Genomic DNA, 16,877 nt, shown 5'->3' on the forward strand with positions numbered 1-16,877 from the left:
ATCCATTAATACCGCAGGTGGGTGACATCCCCGGCGGCGACAGCCTGCAATTCGCCGCTCGTCTGGTCTTCGACGATGAGCCGGCCGCTCCGGTCGAGCGCAATCGCGGTGCCGACCAGGTCGGTGCCACCGGGCAGTTCCACCCGCACGACCCCGCCGAGTGTGCCGCACGCTTCGGTCACCGCGCGCAAAAGCCCGCTTTGGACCGGGTCGCCCTCCGCGTCGAGGAAGGCCCGGGTGAGCTGCCGCAGTTCGGTGAGGTAGCGGGCGAGCACGGCATCCGGATCGGGGGCCGAACCGGTCACCAGCAGCAGCGACGTCGAGGTGAGCGTGGGCAGGTCGTGCTCGTCGAGGGACACGTTCAGGCCGGCGCCGATAACCAGCCCCTGCGCGCCGGGCAGCAGCTCCGAGAGGATGCCCGACACCTTGTAACCGTCGATCAGCACGTCGTTGGGCCATTTCAGGGTGACCTCGTGTCGGGGCGCCTCCTCGCCGGGTTCGTCCACCCGGGCTGCCAGGCTCGCCTCGACGACCGCGCGCACGGCCCGGGTCATCGCGGCTCCGGCGAGCAGGGGGAACCAGCCGAAGTGGTCGATCGGGAGCGGGGCGGCCGAGGCCCTCGGGCGGAGCAGCACCGAGATAGCGAGCGACTTTCCGGTGGGGGCGAGCCAGGTGCGACCCAGTCGGCCGCGACCGCGAGTCTGGTTGTCGGTGACGACCGTCGACAGGTCGGGCCAGGCTGCGGCATCCTCGCCCGCAGTGTGGGCGACGAGCACGTCGTTCGTCGACCCGGTCTCGGGCAGGTACTCGAAACGCGGCACGACCTCGCGGCTGAGCGGAAACTCCATCTGGTTCTCTCTCCCTGTGGCTAACTCCTGTAATTCTGGCGAATACGAGCGCAAATGGCACAATTCCGGCCCGAATCCGCCAATCCTCAGGAGTTGGCCACAGGAAGGCAGACGCACCCGACCAGCAAACCGGCCGGTTTTTGTAGACAATCGTCAACGATCGGGAGCAGGGGCTGGCCGGTAGAGTGAACCGCGTGACTGAGAACTCGCCCCTTGCGGGCCCCGACCTGTACACGACGGCTGGAAAGCTCGCCGACCTCAAGCTGCGCTATCACGAAGCCGTGACCGCCAGCGGCGAGGCCGCGATCGAGAAACAGCACGCCAAAGGCAAGATGACCGCGCGGGAACGCATCGACCTGCTGCTCGACCAGGGCTCCTTCGTCGAGATCGACGAGTTCGTGCGGCACCGCACGCACGCATTCGGCATGGAGAAGAAGCGGCCCTACGGCGACGCGGTCGTCACGGGCACCGGCACCATCCACGGCCGCCAGGTCTGCGTCTACTCGCAGGACTTCACCATCTTCGGCGGCTCGCTCGGCGAGGTTGCCGGCGAGAAGATCATCAAGGTGATGGACCTTGCCCTCAAGACCGGGGTGCCCATCATCGGCATCCTCGACTCCGGCGGAGCGCGCATCCAGGAGGGCGTCGTCGCCCTCGGCAAGTACGGCGAGATCTTCCGCCGGAACACGGCCGCGTCAGGCGTCATCCCGCAGATCTCGATCATCTGCGGCCCCGCCGCCGGCGGCGCCGTCTACTCCCCTGCCCTGACCGACTTCGTGATCATGGTCGACAAGACCAGCCAGATGTTCGTCACCGGCCCCGACGTGATCAAGACCGTCACGGGCGAAGACGTCGGCATGGAAGAGCTCGGCGGCGCGCTCACGCACAACACGATCTCCGGTGTGGCGCACTACCTGGCCAGCGACGAGCCCGACGCCCTCGACTACGCCCGCACCCTGCTCAGCTTCCTGCCGGACAACAACCTGGCCGACCTGCCCGTCTTCGACAGCGACATCGAGCTCGAGACGACGGATGGCGACCGGAACTTGAACACGATCATCCCCGATTCCGCGCACCAGCCCTATGACGTGAAGACCGTGATCGAGCACATCGTCGACCACGGCGACTTCCTCGAGACGCAGCCGTTGTTCGCCCCGAACATCGTCGTCGGCTTCGCCCGCGTCGAGGGACGCTCGATCGGCATCGTCGCCAACCAGCCCAACGCCATGGCCGGCACGCTCAACATTCCGGCCGGCGAGAAGGCCGCCCGGTTCGTGCGTTTCTGCGACGCGTTCTCGATTCCTATCCTCACCCTGGTCGACGTGCCGGGCTTCCTTCCCGGCACCGACCAGGAGTGGACCGGAATCATCCGCCGCGGCGCCAAGCTGCTCTACGCCTACGCGGAGGCGACCGTGCCTCTGGTCACCGTCATCCTGCGCAAGGCCTACGGCGGTGCATACATCGTGATGGGCTCCAAGCAGCTCGGCGCGGACATCAACCTGGCCTGGCCGACCGCGGAGATCGCCGTGATGGGAGGCCAAGGCGCCGTGAACATCCTGTACCGTGCCGAGATCAAGAAGGCCGAAGCAGCCGAGGAGGATGTTGCCGCCGTGCGCACCCGGCTGGCCAACGAGTACACCTACAACGTGGCGAGTCCGTTCCTGGCGGCCGAGCGCGGCGAACTGGACGGCATCATCGAGCCGGCCACGACCCGCGTCGCGGTGACCAAGGCCCTGCGCGCCCTGCGCACCAAGCGAGCGAGTCTGCCGCCCAAGAAGCACGGGAACATTCCGCTGTAGGCGGGTGCTATGACCGATTCATCGAATGTTACGAATGCCCCGAGCGCCCCGAGCTCAGCCGAGGAGACCGAGTCTGCGTCGCCCGAGGGTCCCCCGGTGCCCGGGCTGCGTTTCCTGACCCGCGGCGTCTCCCCCACCGAGGCGGCCGCCGTGTCGGCCGTGCTGCACGGCCTGGTGCGCGAGGAGGGCGACAACCTGCGCCAGGCGCCGGTGCGCGGCCAGAGCGCGTGGCAGCGCAGCCAGCGCAGTGTCCGGGTGGCTCTGACCCCCGGCGCGGGCCGCTGGCGCGGGTTCTCGGCCTGACCCTTCGGTTCCCAACCGTCGGGGGCTCCCGGTCCCCCTAAATGCCGACTTTTTTTACCGAACCGGTTCGACCAGTATTGGCATTGCTCGGTGATGCTCTTAAGAGTTCACGACTAAAGCCCGTCGACTAGGGTAAGCAGTCGGGTTTTGGGGGCGCGTCAGGGTGACATTCGGGTTGTCGCCCTGGCACGAAAGTCGAAAGGGATCAACCACGGTTGGTCCCTTTCGCATTTGCCGGCGTGGCCCGGGTGTAACCCCGTCTCGAACGAATTCGACGGAGATTTTGAGGAAAACGGCCCCAAACACTCCGAAAAAGTGGTTGCAGACGAAAATCTCCGTCGAATTGGTGTGCGCTCGGCGCACGGTGCTCCGCGTGCTGACCAACTAGCCCGGGCCGGAGGACGTCAGGACCGGGTTGCGCGGGATCTCCAGCCACAGGTGCACCTCAGGCTCCGGTGACTCCTGGCCGAGGGCGATCAGCTTCGCGTCTGCGCTGCTGAGACCCACCACGGTGACCGCGGTCGCGGACCCGTCGCCGGCGGTCCGGGCGATGATCGTGTCCGCCAGGGTGGAGTTGATCGCGGTCGCCAGAGTGTTGAGCACCGATTCCAGCTCCGCGCCGCGGATGTCGTCGATACTGCCCTCGTCGAGCAGGGTGACGATGGCGCCGCGGCGACGCGCGGCCATGATCGCGTCACGCACGGCGTCATTGAGCAGCTTCCGTCCGCGGATCTCGTCCCGCACAGCCGCCTCCAGGTAGCGGGACTCCTGACGCTGCTCGTCGTTCAGCACCCCGCCCTGGTCGATGATCCGGCGCAGCATCGGGGCCGCAAGCCGGATGGTCTGGGCGAGCCGAACCTGGCGCTCGTAGAGGTGCGCGTCCTGGGCGGCCTGCCACTCGGTGGCCTCCTGCTCGGCCAGGGCGTACTGCCGGGCGTCGCGGCCTGCCTTGGCCAGCGCCCGCGCCAGGATGACCGCGACCGCGACCCAGACCACACTGCCGATGACGCCCATGGAGCCCAGGGCCGCCGGGCCAGCCCAGAAAATCGTGTGCACGACCAGCGTCGCGGCGCCGACCCAGGCCAGGCCTGGGCGCCGGCGGGTGGCGGTAATAGTCATCAGGGTGCCCACGGCCGCGACATTCCAGGTGGCGTAGCCGTTGTCGACGGAGCCGTCGAGCTGGCTCCCCACGAGCAGCGGCAGCATCGCACAAACAGCGACGTTGAAGAACGCCAGCCACACCGGCATCCGCATCGGGCTCGTCGGCCAGAGGCTGAGCACGGTCGCCACACCGTAGACGAGCAGCGCCAGGATCGCCGGCACCGGGCTGCGCGGTTGGCCCAGCGAGTAGAAGCCGAGCACGATGTGGTAGGCGGAGAACATTGCGGCCAGGGAGAGCACGAGTCCGCGCGGAACGGTGATCACTCGGGACGTCCTTTCTGGGCCGGCGGCCACTCGATGGTGATCGTCGTTCCGCGGCCCACCCCGGCGCGCACGCGCACGGATCCGCCGGCGCTGGCCACCCGGTCCTGGATCGAGATGCGCAGTCCGAGCCGTTCCGCCGGCACAAGCTCTGGGTCGAAGCCCACGCCGGTGTCGGCGATCGTGATGGTGCAGCCCCCCCGGGCGTTCCCGCTCATCGTGAGGGCGCGGTCGGGCTCGAAGCTCGGCGTGCCGGCATGCTGGGCGCTGTTCACCATGGCTTGCACGCTCGCGGCGAGGATCGCCTCGCTCGCGTGGACCGGGAGGCGCAACCCGTCGATCTCGCACTCGTCGACGGTGAACGGCACCGGCAGCCGGTCGGCGGCGGCCCGGATCTGCGCACTGAGCTCGCTGAAGGCAACCGTGCTGTCGTCACCGGCAGGCACGATGGCGGCGTCGTTGAGCCGGGTGAGGGCATCAGAGGCCATGCCGGAGGCCAGCTCGGCCGCCTTCGGGCTGCCGGCCGCGGCGGCGGCGAGGAACGTGGCCAGCACGCTGTCGTGCACGATCGAGTCGACCTGCACGCGCTCGACCTCCGTCGCGTGCTGCCGCACGGCGTTCCCATACTGGTGCAGCGCGTTGGTCTGCGCGTTGTCGACCGCGAGGGCCGTCTGCCGCAGCATGAAGATGATGATCAGGATGACCTGGCCGAGGATTATCGCGTAGACCGTGTCCAGAGACGACAGAAGAACATCGGCGTCGCCGCCGGACGGTGTCGACCGCACCACGCCGTAGACGATCGGCACGACCACCGTGTAGATGACGGCCCAGAACACCGGGAAGGCCAGAGCGGCGCAGGCCGTTGCGATGGTGCACATGTACCAGAGCCACGGTTTGCCGTCGAGCACGGCCGCGGGGTCACGCATCAGCATGGGCCAGGCCAGCAGCGCCGCCAGATAGAGCATCGCCACGGTTCCGGCAGATGCCCGCACCCCGACCTTGGTCACGGCGGCCACCACGACCGCCGCCAGCGACAGGCCGAGCAGCAGCGGCGCGAGCAAACCCATCACCGGCACCCGCACCGGGGCCTGCGCGAGCATGATCGGCATCGCCTGGAGGGCGAAGACCACGCCGACGCCGGCGACGGAACGCGAGGCCACGACTTCGATCCGGGTGCGGCTGATCGGGTTGCGCGGCTGTTTGGGCCCCACGATCGGGTCGGAATCGAGCAGCTCGGCGTCCGAGTGCGCCGCGGTGGAGCCCAGAGGGCCGGAGCCCGCGGGCTTACCCGCGGGCATCTCCGCCATCCGGGTCGAGGCCCGGCAGGATTCCGTCTTCGACGGCGCGCCGGAGCAGGTCCACCTTGGTGGGTGCCGGACGGCCGACCTCCACGTATTTCACCCGGATCCGGTCGAGGTACTCACGGGCGGTCGAGTGCGCGATGCCAAGCTGCATCGCCACCATTTTGAGGGGGAGCCCCGACGCGTAGAGGTGCAGCACGTCACGTTCGCGCCGGCCGAGCTGGGCCTTGGCGAAGTCGCGGTCGGCGTCGATGGCCGTGGCCCACTCGAGGTTGTTGAGAACGTCGCCGCGGGCCACGGATGCGACGGCCGCCATGACCGTGGTGGTGGGGGACGATTTGGGGATGACGCCGGCCGCGCCCGCGGCGAGCGCCTCGCGCACCAGGGCGACCCGATCGGCGATGCTGTGCACGAGGACCGACGCGCCCGTGCTCCGGGCACGGTGCACATTGTCGGTGACGCGGGATCCATCGCCCAGCGACAGATCCAACACGATGACGTCTACGGCGCGGCCGTCGATGCCGTTCACGAGCTCCTGCACGGTGGGCGCGGTGAAGACGACCTCGTAGCCGACGTTCTCACAGGCCGCCTTGATGCCCAGGCGCACCGACTCGTGATCGTCGGCGATGCCCACCCGCACGGGATGGCCGAGTTCGAGGGCGCCGGGAATTCCCGGGGCCGAGGGGAGAGGTGTTGCTGGCTGGTTCACGGTTCCTACATCCTCACGTTGTCGTACAGGTCAACGATAGCTACCGGGACAGGAGCGCGACGGCTTCGACATGGTGGGTATTGGGGAACAGGTCGAAGGCACGCAGCCGGCGCAGGATGTACCCGTGACCGGCGAGGAGGGCGATGTCGCGGGCCAGGGCGACGGGGTCACAGGCCACGTAGACGATCTGGGCCGGTTCCACGGCGCCGAGCAGGTCGATGACCTCCTTGCCGGCGCCGGAGCGTGGCGGGTCGAGGATCACCGTGGCGGCCGACTGGCGAGCCTTCTCGGCGGCGCTCGAATCGCGCACGAGCGCGTTCAGGAACCGGTCGACGCGGGAGGTCTGCACGCTGGCCCCCACCCATTCGGCGAGGTTCTCAGCCGCGAAGTCCGTGGCCTGCGGGTCGCTCTCGACGCTGGTCATGCGCACCACGCTGCCGAACCGGTCGCCCACGGCGGCGGCGAGCAGGCCGACCCCGCCGTAGAGGTCCAGGTTCGCGGCCCGGGGGTCGAAGGCGTCCGCGTCGATGATGTCCTGCACCGCGCGGTAGAGGGTCTCGGCGGCGCTGGTGTGCACCTGCCAGAACCCAGCGGCGTCGAGGCGGAACTCGCGCTCGCCCACAACCTCGCGGATCAGCGTTTTCGGGGTGTGCCGGCGCCGGCCCTTGTCGTCCTGCTCCGCCACCAGGATCTGCACGGTGCCCAGGCTCGGGGCGACGATGTCGACGGATGCGGCGCCGGGAAACATTTTGTCCAGCGGTGCGGCCGCCTCGAGCAGGCGGTCGGCCAGCGGCAGGTCGCCGACCGGGATCACCCGGTGCGAGCGGGCGGCATAAGGGCCGACAGAGCCGTCCTCGTCCACGTGCAGGCGCACGCGGGTGCGCCAGCCGGTGCCGTCGGCGGCGTCGCCGGGCGAGGCGTTGGGGCCGACCGGGACCGGCTCGACCATGACCTCGGACTCGATACCGGCCATCCGTTTCAAGGCGTCAGCCAAAACCTGGCGCTTCAGCTCGCGCTGGAAACCGAGCTCGATGTGGCCGAACTCGGCGCCGCCGGCCCGGTCTACGGGGTCGCGGTCGAGGGCGGCGGCGGCCCAAATGTGCGGCTGACGCTCCGGTGCCGGGGTGAGCACTTCGACGGTCTCCGCCCGCCAGAAGCTTTTGTGGCTGGCCGAGGTCAGCCGGGCGCGCACGCGCTCCCCCGGCAGTGTGTCACTCACGAAGACCACGCGGCCCTCGTGCCGGGCGATGAAGATGCCGCCGTGGGCTACGTTGGTGACGTCGAGTTCGAGTTCCGTGCCCACTTCTGCGGAGTGCCCGTTCGAATCTGCCTGAATGTCATTGCTGGAGCCCATCCTTCGATGATCCCACACCACGTGCACCCCCACCGAAGGAAACCCATGCGCTTGTACCTGGCGTCCACGTCTCCGGCCCGGCTGATGCTGCTGCGCACCGCGGGGATCGAACCTGTCACAGTTGCGCCCGACGTCGACGAGGACGTGGTCGCCGCCGACGCGGCCCGGTCGGGCGGCGGACCACTGACTCCCCACCGGGTCGTGGAGCTGCTGGCGCGGGCCAAGGCGGAGGCCGTGTCCCGCGTGTTGACCGACAGCGGCGACATCACCGACGGCCTCGTGCTCGGCGGCGACTCGGTCTTCGTGATCGACGACGTCATCTACGGCAAGCCGCACACCGCCGAGAAGGCGCGGGAACGCTGGCACCTGCAGCGCGGCCGAACCGGGCAGCTGTATTCGGGCCATTGGCTGATCGACCACTCGGCCGGCGTGGCCGGGCACGGTGTCGGCGCCGTCGCCGTCGCGGACGTCACCTTCGCCGACGACATCGAGGATGCGGAGCTGGACGCCTATATCGCCACCGGCGAGCCTCTGCTCGTGGCCGGGGCCTTCACCATCGACAGCCTCGGGGCGCCGTTCATCACCCACATCAGCGGGGATCCGTCCACCGTCGTCGGGCTCTCGCTGCCGACGCTGCGCCGGCTGGTGACCGGTCTCGGGCACGCGTGGCCGAGCCTGTGGAACCGCACCGACAACTGACAGATTGCTGGTTTTCGAGGTTGTTTGTAGGCATCCGCACCTTTCTCCGGCCTCTTTTTGTGGGAGAGAACCAAAAACCCGGTCGCTCTGCCCCATAAGCTAGGGCACTGTGCCCCCAATAACGAAGGTCCTCATCGCAAACCGGGGCGAAATCGCCGTCCGGGTGATCCGAGCCGCAAAAGACAGCGGCATTGCCTCGGTTGCCGTCTACGCTGACCAGGATCGCGACTCGATGCATTCGCATCTGGCCGACGAGGCCTACGGTCTCGACGGAACCACGAGCGCCGACACCTACCTCGTCATCGAAAAGCTGCTCTCCGTGGCCCGACGGTCCGGCGCCGATGCCGTGCACCCCGGCTACGGGTTCCTCGCCGAGAACGCCGACTTCGCCCGCGCCGTGATCGGGGCCGGCCTGATTTGGATCGGCCCCTCCCCCGACGCCATCGAGAAGCTCGGCGACAAGGTCTCCGCACGGCACGTCGCCGAGAAGGTGCATGCGCCGATGGCGCCCGGCACCCTCAACCCGGTGGCGGATGCCGCGGAGGTGCTCGATTTCGTCGACCTCCACGGCCTGCCGGTCGCGATCAAGGCGGCCTTCGGCGGCGGCGGTCGCGGCCTCAAGGTCGCCCGCACCCGCGAGGAGGTGCCCGAGCTCTTCGACTCCGCCACCCGCGAGGCCATTGCCGCGTTCGGTCGGGGCGAATGCTTCGTTGAAAAGTACCTGGACAAGCCGCGCCACGTCGAGACCCAGTGCCTCGCCGACGCATCCGGTACGGTCGTTGTCGTCTCCACCCGCGATTGTTCCCTGCAGCGCCGCCACCAGAAGCTGGTCGAGGAGGCCCCCGCGCCGTTCCTGACCGACGCGCAGCGTAACGAGATGTATCGCGCGTCCAAGGCGATCCTCGCCGAGGTCGGCTACGTGGGCGCCGGCACCTGCGAGTTCCTGATCGGCCAGGACGGCACCGTCTCGTTCCTGGAGGTCAACACCCGGCTGCAGGTCGAGCATCCCGTGTCCGAGGAAGTGACCGGAATCGATTTGGTGCGCGAGCAGTTCCGCCTGGCCGAGGGCGGTCGCCTCGACTACCCCGACCCGGAGCCGATCGGACACTCCTTCGAGTTCCGCATCAACGGCGAGGATGCCGGCCGCGGCTTCATGCCGGCCCCCGGCCCCGTGCACGTCTTCAAGCCCTCCGGGGGCCCCGGGGTGCGCGTGGACAGCGGCGTCACCGCCGGCGACGTCATCTCGGGTTCGTTCGACTCCCTTCTCGCAAAGCTCATCGTCACCGGCGCCACCCGCGAGGAAGCGCTCGAGCGTTCCCGCCGGGCCCTGGACGAGTTCGAGGTCGCGGGTCTCCCCACCGTGCTGCCGTTCCACCGCCGGATCGTGCGCGACCCCGCGTTCGCCCCTGCCGACGGTGAGCCGTTCACGATCTTCACCCGGTGGATCGAAACCGAGTTCGTCAACGACATCGAGCCGTGGAACGGCTCGCCGGAAGTGCTGACCGGCCCCGCTAAGCGCCACAACGTCGTCGTCGAGGTGGAGGGGCGACGGATCGAGGTCAGTCTGCCGGTCCGCCTGCTGCCCGGCGCCGCCTCCGAGAACACGGCCGGCCCGGCACCCCGTCGGCGCGGCGGCTCCCCCTCCGTCAGCTCGGCCACCGGCGACGCCGTACACGCCCCGATGCAGGCGACCATCGTGAAGCTGGCCGTGGCCGAGGGCGACCTCGTCGTCAAGGGTGATCTGCTGCTGGTGCTGGAGGCCATGAAGATGGAGCAACCACTGACCGCCCACAAGGACGGCATCGTCGGCAACGTGGGGGCGATCATCGGCGCGACCGTGGCCTCTGGCTTCCTGCTGATGGCCGTCATGGACGCCGTGGAAGCCGTGGAAGCCGTGGACGCCTGACCCGCGTCACCGGCTGACACGTCAACGCCCTCGTTCCAAGAGCGAGGGCGTTGTCTTTTCTTTCGTTTGTGGTGTCTCTCGAAGGCGTCAGAGCACGATGTGCATGGCGCGGGCGGCATCCGTGATCGAATGCGTCAGCGACGGGTAGACCGGGAACGCTCGTGCGACCTCGTCGACGGTGAGCCGGTGCTCCACGGCCAGGGCTAGCGGGAAGATCAGTTCGCTGGCCTTAGGGGCCACGATCACGCCGCCGATGACGGTGCCGGTGGTGGTGGTGGCGAACAGCTTCACGAAGCCGTCCTTGATGCCCATCATCTTGGCCCGAGGGTTCGAAGCGAGCGGAAGCTTGTAGATGCTGCCGCGAGTGAGGCCGTCCTCGATCTGCTTCTGGGTCCAGCCGACCGTGGCGATCTCCGGCTGCGTGAAGATGTTGGCCGCGACGTTGCGAATCTCGATCGGGTTGACCGCGTCGCCCATGGCGTGGAACACGGCCGTGCGGCCCATCATCGAGGCGACGGATGCCAGCGGCAGCTCGGTCGTGCAGTCCCCGGCCGCGTAGATGTTCGGCATCGACGTGCGCGCGACCCGGTTCACCCGGATGTGACCGGAGTCAGTGAGCTGCACGTCGGCTTCCTCGAGGCCGAGGCCCTTCGTGTTCGGCACGGACCCGACCGCGATCAGGCAGTGGCTACCCTCGACGGTTCGGCCGTCGGCCAGCGTGGCCAGCACTCCACCCACCGTGCGCACGACGGACTCGGCGCGGGACTTGCTGAGCACGACCATGCCGTTGCGCTTGAATACGTTCTCGACCACGTTCGCGGCGTCGGCGTCCTCACCGGGCAGCACGCGGTCGCGGCTGGAAATCAGGGTGACCTTGGCACCGAGGGCGCGGTAGGCGGAGGCGAATTCGGCCCCGGTCACCCCGGAGCCCACGACGATGAGGTGTTCGGGTACGGCCCGCAGGTTGTAGAGCTGCGTCCAGGTGAGGATGCGCTCGCCGTCGGGGAGCGCGGTGGGCAGGATGCGCGGGGTTGCCCCGACGGAGACGACAATCGTGTCGGCCTCGATCCGGTCGAAGTCCGTGCCGGAGCCGTCTTCGGCCGTGGACACGATCACGCCGCTGGTACCGTCCAGCCGGCCGTGGCCGTGCACCAGGTTGACCCCGGCGCGCATGAGGGTGGACTTCATGTCTTCGGACTGCTGGCGGGCCAGTGCCAGGAGCCGCTTGTTGACCGCGGCGAGGTTGATGGCCACCTCGGGGCGGGCCGGCTTGCCTTTTTCGCCGCGCACGAACAGCTGTACGCCGAGCTCGGTCGCGTCGTGGATCGAGTTGGTGGCCTCGGCCGTTGCGATGAGGGACTTGGACGGGACGACGTCCGTGATCACGGCCGAACCGCCGACGCCGACACGCTCGATCAGGGTGACCTCGGCGCCCTGCTGAGCGCCGGCCAGGGCGGCCTCGTACCCACCGGGGCCTCCGCCGAGGATAGCGATGCGCTGCTTGCGTTCGAAGTCGTAGGCCATGCTCATATTCTCCTGCCCCGGCGCGCCCGCCGCCAAACCCCGGGGCTCCGCTCCCCCGTCGACGAACCAATTCGACGGAGATTCTGCCCAAAATTGACGTTCAGGCCCCTTTTTCGCCGTGAAATCCCAAAATCTCCGTCGAATTGAACAAGGGAACGGTCCCGAAATCGGCGGGCAATTAGAGTAGGGGGATGCTGAAGACCGACAATAACTTGCTTGACGCGCCAGAAACCGATCCGTTTGATGTTGCACGGACCGCCGCTTCTGAAATCGCCGAAGCCACGGGCGTAGCCCGCCACGACATCGCCCTGACCCTGGGCAGCGGATGGGGCAAGGCCGCCGATCTCATCGGCGAGACCACGCACACCCTCGACGCGCAGTACATCACCGGTTTCAGTGCACCCGCCCTGGCCGGCCACGCCGGCACTCTGCGCTCGGTGCTGCTGCCCAGCGGCAAGCGCGCCCTCCTCATCGGCGCCCGCACGCACTATTACGAAGGCCACGGCGTGCGCCGGGTCGTGCACAGCGTGCGCACCGCCGCCGCCACCGGCGCGACGACCATGATCCTCACCAACGGTGCCGGCGGCATCCGGGAGACCTGGAAAGCCGGCACCCCCGTGCTGATCAGCGACCATATCAACCTCACCGCCGACTCGCCCCTCGAGGGCGCGACGTTCGTCGACCTGACCGACCTCTACTCGCGCCGCCTGCGCGACCTGGCCCGCACCATCGACCCATCGCTCGACGAGGGCGTGTACTGCCAGTTCCGCGGCCCGCACTACGAGACGCCGGCCGAGGTGCAGATGGCCAAGGTCATCGGCGGCCACATCGTCGGCATGTCGACCGCCCTCGAGGCGATCGCCGCCCGCCAGTCGGGCATGGAGATCCTCGGTCTGTCGCTGATCACCAACCTCGCGGCCGGAATCCAGCAGGACCCGCTCAGCCACTCGGAGGTGCTCGAGGCCGGAAAGCTCGCCGAGCCCTTCATCAGCGCGCTCCTCGCCCGGATCGTGGCCGCACTGTGAGCCTCGACAATACCGACCCGCAGATCACCGGCCGGCATTCCGCCGCTGCCGACGCTGCTCCCGCGTCCGCTGCCGGTGCCGATGCCGGTGCCGATGCCGCCACCGGCACCGGCGCCACCGAAACAGTCCTGCCCGACACGATGGTCATCAACACCATCGGCGCCGACGACGACACAGGCACCGGCACCAGCACGGATGCCGTGAGCGGCAGCGAGACCGGCACCGACTCCGCTCCGGCCGCGGCTGCCACGCCGACCGTGATCGCCGTGGCCAATGCCTGGCTCAGCCAGGACCCCGATCCCGAGACCCAGGCCGAGCTGCGCCTCCTGCTGCGCGGGGCCGGCGACGGCGACCCCGTCGCACTCGCGGAGCTGCACGCCCGCTTCGACGAGCGCCTCGCCTTCGGCACGGCGGGTCTGCGCGGCGCCATCGCCGCAGGCTCCAACCGGATGAACCGCGTACTCGTCTGCCAGGCAGCCGCCGGCCTCGCCGCGTTCCTGACGAAGAACGCCGCCCCGGGCCGGGTCCCCTCGGTCGTCATCGGCTATGACGGGCGCAAGAACTCGCAGGTCTTCGCCACTGACTCGGCCGCGATCATGGCCGGTGCAGGGGTACGCGCCATCCTGCTCCCCCGTTTACTACCGACCCCCGTGCTCGCGTTTGCTGTGCGCCACCTCGACGTCGGCGCGGGCATCATGGTCACCGCCTCGCACAACCCGCCCAACGACAACGGCTACAAGGTCTACCTGGGCGGCGCCAACCAAGGCTCCCAGATCGTTTCGCCCGACGACGCCGCGATCGCGGCCGAGATCCTGCGCGTCGCCGCGGAGGAACGGGTTCCCGACCTGCCCCGGGCACCCTACGAGACGGCGCCCGAGTCGATCGTGCAGGCCTACATCGACGCGACGGCAGGTCTTGCCCGCCGGCCCCTCGCGCAGGTCAACACGGTTTACACGGCCCTGCACGGCGTCGGCTGGGACACCACCCGCCGGGTGCTTCAAGCCGCCGGCTTCGACCTTCCCACGCTCGTCGACGCCCAGATCGCCCCGGATGCCGCCTTCCCCACGGTCTCCTTCCCAAACCCCGAAGAACCCGGCGCGATGGACCTCGCCTACGAGACGGCCCGTGAGACCGGCGCCGAGCTGATCATCGCCAACGACCCCGACGCCGACCGCCTTGCGATCGCCATCCCGCAAGAGGGGTCCCCCGACGGGTACCGGCGTCTCAGCGGCAACGAGGTCGGGGCGATCCTCGGCTGGCGAGCCGCGGAACTGGCCGCGAGCGTCACCGGTGACGGCGGCGCCACCGGCACCCTCGCGTGCTCCATCGTCTCCACCCCGGCGCTGGAGGCCGTGGCGAAGGCCTACGGGCTGCGGTTCACCGACACCCTCACCGGCTTCAAGTGGGTGTCGCGCGCGCCCGACCTGATCTTCGGCTTCGAGGAGGCCCTCGGCTACCTCGTGAACCCCGAGACCGTGCGCGACAAAGACGGCATCTCCGCCGCCGTGGCGCTGCTCTCCCTGGTCAGCAATCTGAAGGCGGAGGGCGTCACCCTCGCCCAGCACCTCGACCGTTTCAGCGAACGCTTCGGCCACTTCGCCTCCGGCCAGATCTCGGTGCGCGTCACCGACCTGACCGAGATCGAGCAGGTCATGGCGCGGCTGCGCGAGACACCCCCGGTCTTCGTCGGCAGCATCGCCGTCGACCACATCGACGACCTCTCCGGGGGCTTCAACGGCCTGCCGCCCAGCGACGTGCTGCGCATCCGGCTGGCCGACGGCTCCCGCGTCATGGTGCGCCCGAGCGGCACCGAGCCCAAGCTCAAGGTCTACCTCGACACCAGCAGTTCCGTCGGCACGGTCGCCGAACGCCGGGCCGCCGCCGAGGCAACCCTCGCGGAGCTCGACCGGGGCATGCGCGACCTGATCGCGTAGCCCCGCGAAGCGCGGTGCAGCATCCGTTCGCACGGCGCGCGGGTGTTGCGCCGCTGCGCGGGTGGCGTGCCTCGCGCGCAAGGGCGCAGCTGCAGCGCACCGCCGCGAGGGCGTCAGCCCAGGGCGGTCTCCAGCTTGGCGGTGAGCTCGTCCACATCGAAGTAGTTGTCGATCACGACGATATCGGCATTGGTCTTGCCGATGGCGTCGACCAGCTCCGACGAGGTCAGGATGACCTGGGCATCCGCCCCGACCGTGCTCACCCCGGCGATGTCGGTGGCCGTGACGAAGGCTTCGATATCGAGGCGTTTGAGCGCGCGCTCGGCGTTGATTTTGAGGATGGCGGAGGTTCCCACTCCCACCCCGCAGAGTGCGACGATCTTCATGAGGGCTCCTCGGTTGCGGTCGGCACGCCGAGCAGGGCGCGGATGGCGTCGGCATCCGTGGCCGCGGCGAGCGAGGGGATGACGTGCGCGTCGTTGAAGACGTTGGCCAGCTCGGCCACGAGCAGCACGTGCTCGTCGGAGCTGGTGACGGCGAGCCCGAGCACCACGCTGACCGGGTCGTTGTGCGGATGTCCGAACGCGACCGGGTCGGCCAGGGTCACGATGCTGAGACCCTCGGTGTGCACATCGGGTCCGGGTCGGGCGTGCGCGAGCGCCAGCCCGGGGGCGATGACCACGTAGGCACCGAATTCCTCGATGACGGCGATCATGCGCTTCGTGTATTCGGGGGCGGTGGCGCCGGAGCGCTCGAGGGCGCCACCGGCGGCGGCCACCGCGCCGCGCCAATCGTCGACGTGGACGCCGATCGCGATGGCTTCGAGGGGCAGGGGCGGAAGGGGCATGGGAACTTTCACGGGGTAGGGGGTCGGCTTTCGCGAGTCGCTCAGGCGCTTTCGAAACCGGCGACGATGGCGTCCGCCAGTTCTTCGCGTTCGTCGAGCGGAAGGAACGCGGCCTGCGCCGCGTTGAGCTGGAAGACCTCGAGGTCGTCGATGTCGTAGCCGAACGCATCGCTGAGCAGCGCGAGTTCCTGGGTCAGGGTGGTGCTGCTCATCAGGCGGTTGTCGGTGTTGACCGTGACTCGGAAGCCCAGCTGGTAGAGCAGGTCGAAGGGGTGGTCGAGCAGGTCCGCGCCCCACGCGGCGATTGCGCCGGTCTGCAGGTTGGACGACGGGCTGAGCTCGAGGGCGATGTCGCGGTCGCGCACCCACTGCGCCACCGGGCCGAGCGTGACGTAGGTGTTCTCCGCGTCTTCGCGCCCGATCACGATTTCCTCGGCCAGACGCACGCCGTGGCCCAGGCGCAATGCCCGGCCGTCGTAAAGCGCCCCACGGATGCTCTCCAACCCGTCAGCCTCGCCCGCATGCACGGTGACGGGCAGGAAGGCCTTCGCGAGGAAGTCGAACGCGTCCCGGTGGTGGTGGGCCGGGAACCCCAGTTCGGCCCCGGCGATGTCGAAGCCGACAACCCCGTTGGAACGATGCCGCACGGCGAGTTCCGCGATCTCCAGGCTGCGCTCGGCATGCCTCATGGCCGTGATCAGCTGGCCGATCCGAATGCGGGACCCGGCACCCGCGACCAGCGCGATGCCGGCCTCGATGCCCTCCTGCACCGCCTCGACGCTCTGGTCGAGGGTGAGGCCGCGGGCCAGGTGCTGCTCGGGGGCCCAGCGGATCTCCCCGTAGATCACGCCGTCGGCGGCGAGGTCCTCCACGAATTCGCGGGCCACGCGCACCAGGGCCTCGCGGGTCTGCATCACGCCGACGGTGACGTCGAAAGTCTTCAGGTAGTCGACCAGGGTGCCGGAGTCGGCCTGGGTGCTGAACCAGGAGCCGAGCGATCGGGCATCCGTCGCCGGCAGCGCCAGCCCGACCGCGCCGGCCAGCTCGATGATGGTCTGCGGGCGCAGGCCGCCGTCGAGGTGGTCGTGCAGGGAGATCTTCGGCAGTGCGTTGATGCTCGTGCCGGCACCGGGCAGCAGGTAGTCCTCAGGGCTCGTGTTCACCCCCCTAATCTACCGGCTGGGTGCTGAGAGTCACACTGCTGGC

At 69.0% G+C, this 16,877-nt stretch carries 15 protein-coding genes; 6 read left to right on the forward strand and 9 right to left on the reverse strand.

What is annotated here, in order from left to right:
- Window positions 1–5: 5 nt before the first annotated feature.
- Window positions 6–848, reverse strand: a complete 843-nt coding sequence (locus tag E3T34_RS07865) for a biotin--[acetyl-CoA-carboxylase] ligase (RefSeq protein WP_134342661.1) — start codon at window positions 846–848, stop codon at window positions 6–8.
- 185 nt (window positions 849–1,033) lie between these two features.
- Here E3T34_RS07865 and E3T34_RS07870 point away from each other — a divergent pair, with 185 nt between their 5' ends.
- Both E3T34_RS07870 and E3T34_RS07875 read left to right on the forward strand, forming a co-directional pair.
- Window positions 1,034–2,647: an acyl-CoA carboxylase subunit beta gene (locus E3T34_RS07870; RefSeq protein WP_369827947.1), complete on the forward strand. Its 1,614-nt coding sequence runs from the start codon at window positions 1,034–1,036 to the stop codon at window positions 2,645–2,647.
- A 9-nt stretch (window positions 2,648–2,656) separates the two neighbouring features.
- Window positions 2,657–2,950: an acyl-CoA carboxylase epsilon subunit gene (locus E3T34_RS07875; RefSeq protein ID WP_241977365.1), complete on the forward strand. Its 294-nt coding sequence runs from the start codon at window positions 2,657–2,659 to the stop codon at window positions 2,948–2,950.
- A gap of 384 nt (window positions 2,951–3,334) precedes the next feature.
- Here the strand turns inward: E3T34_RS07875 and E3T34_RS07880 are convergent, their stop codons facing one another.
- The 4 genes from E3T34_RS07880 to E3T34_RS07895 form a co-directional block, all read right to left on the reverse strand.
- Window positions 3,335–4,375, reverse strand: a complete 1,041-nt coding sequence (locus tag E3T34_RS07880; RefSeq protein WP_134342662.1) for a hypothetical protein — start codon at window positions 4,373–4,375, stop codon at window positions 3,335–3,337.
- Window positions 4,372–5,670: a sensor histidine kinase gene (locus tag E3T34_RS07885; RefSeq protein WP_134342663.1), complete on the reverse strand. Its 1,299-nt coding sequence runs from the start codon at window positions 5,668–5,670 to the stop codon at window positions 4,372–4,374. Before E3T34_RS07885 ends, E3T34_RS07880 begins: the two co-directional genes overlap by 4 nt.
- A complete protein-coding gene (locus E3T34_RS07890; RefSeq protein ID WP_134342694.1) occupies window positions 5,657–6,343 on the reverse strand; it encodes a response regulator transcription factor in 687 nt (228 codons plus the stop codon). Before E3T34_RS07890 ends, E3T34_RS07885 begins: the two co-directional genes overlap by 14 nt.
- A 79-nt stretch (window positions 6,344–6,422) precedes the next feature.
- Window positions 6,423–7,736 (reverse strand): class I SAM-dependent RNA methyltransferase, encoded by a 1,314-nt coding sequence (locus tag E3T34_RS07895; RefSeq protein WP_134342664.1) that lies wholly within the window; start codon window positions 7,734–7,736, stop codon window positions 6,423–6,425.
- A gap of 45 nt (window positions 7,737–7,781) precedes the next feature.
- Between E3T34_RS07895 and E3T34_RS07900 the strand changes: the two genes are divergently transcribed.
- Both E3T34_RS07900 and E3T34_RS07905 read left to right on the forward strand, forming a co-directional pair.
- Window positions 7,782–8,435 (forward strand): nucleoside triphosphate pyrophosphatase, encoded by a 654-nt coding sequence (locus E3T34_RS07900; protein WP_134342665.1) that lies wholly within the window; start codon window positions 7,782–7,784, stop codon window positions 8,433–8,435.
- 109 nt (window positions 8,436–8,544) lie between these two features.
- Window positions 8,545–10,341, forward strand: coding sequence for a biotin carboxylase N-terminal domain-containing protein (locus E3T34_RS07905; protein ID WP_134342666.1), 1,797 nt, complete (start codon window positions 8,545–8,547; stop codon window positions 10,339–10,341).
- An 87-nt stretch (window positions 10,342–10,428) separates the two neighbouring features.
- Here the strand turns inward: E3T34_RS07905 and E3T34_RS07910 are convergent, their stop codons facing one another.
- Window positions 10,429–11,865: an NAD(P)H-quinone dehydrogenase gene (locus E3T34_RS07910; RefSeq protein ID WP_104194458.1), complete on the reverse strand. Its 1,437-nt coding sequence runs from the start codon at window positions 11,863–11,865 to the stop codon at window positions 10,429–10,431.
- A gap of 191 nt (window positions 11,866–12,056) precedes the next feature.
- Here E3T34_RS07910 and E3T34_RS07915 point away from each other — a divergent pair, with 191 nt between their 5' ends.
- Window positions 12,057–12,890 carry a purine-nucleoside phosphorylase gene (locus E3T34_RS07915; protein WP_134342667.1) on the forward strand — a complete coding sequence of 278 codons (834 nt, stop codon included), beginning with the start codon at window positions 12,057–12,059 and terminating at the stop codon, window positions 12,888–12,890.
- A gap of 140 nt (window positions 12,891–13,030) precedes the next feature.
- On the forward strand, window positions 13,031–14,824 hold the full coding sequence (locus tag E3T34_RS07920) for a phospho-sugar mutase (protein ID WP_134342695.1): 1,794 nt from the start codon (window positions 13,031–13,033) through the stop codon (window positions 14,822–14,824).
- Between the two features lie 113 nt (window positions 14,825–14,937).
- Here E3T34_RS07920 and E3T34_RS07925 read toward each other — a convergent pair whose 3' ends face one another.
- The 3 genes from E3T34_RS07925 to E3T34_RS07935 are packed head-to-tail and all read right to left on the reverse strand — an operon-like array spanning window position 14,938 to window position 16,834.
- Complete coding sequence (locus E3T34_RS07925) at window positions 14,938–15,210, reverse strand: PTS sugar transporter subunit IIB (RefSeq protein WP_104100338.1); 273 nt, start codon at window positions 15,208–15,210, stop codon at window positions 14,938–14,940.
- Window positions 15,207–15,671 (reverse strand): PTS sugar transporter subunit IIA, encoded by a 465-nt coding sequence (locus E3T34_RS07930; protein ID WP_104171377.1) that lies wholly within the window; start codon window positions 15,669–15,671, stop codon window positions 15,207–15,209. The genes E3T34_RS07925 and E3T34_RS07930 overlap by 4 nt, the downstream gene beginning before the upstream one ends.
- Before the next feature lie 41 nt (window positions 15,672–15,712).
- Window positions 15,713–16,834: an adenosine deaminase gene (locus tag E3T34_RS07935; protein WP_104100340.1), complete on the reverse strand. Its 1,122-nt coding sequence runs from the start codon at window positions 16,832–16,834 to the stop codon at window positions 15,713–15,715.
- Between the last annotated feature and the right edge of the window lie 43 nt (window positions 16,835–16,877).

This window comes from Cryobacterium sp. TMT1-62 (genome assembly GCF_004403145.1).
Lineage (GTDB): Bacteria > Actinomycetota > Actinomycetes > Actinomycetales > Microbacteriaceae > Cryobacterium > Cryobacterium sandaracinum.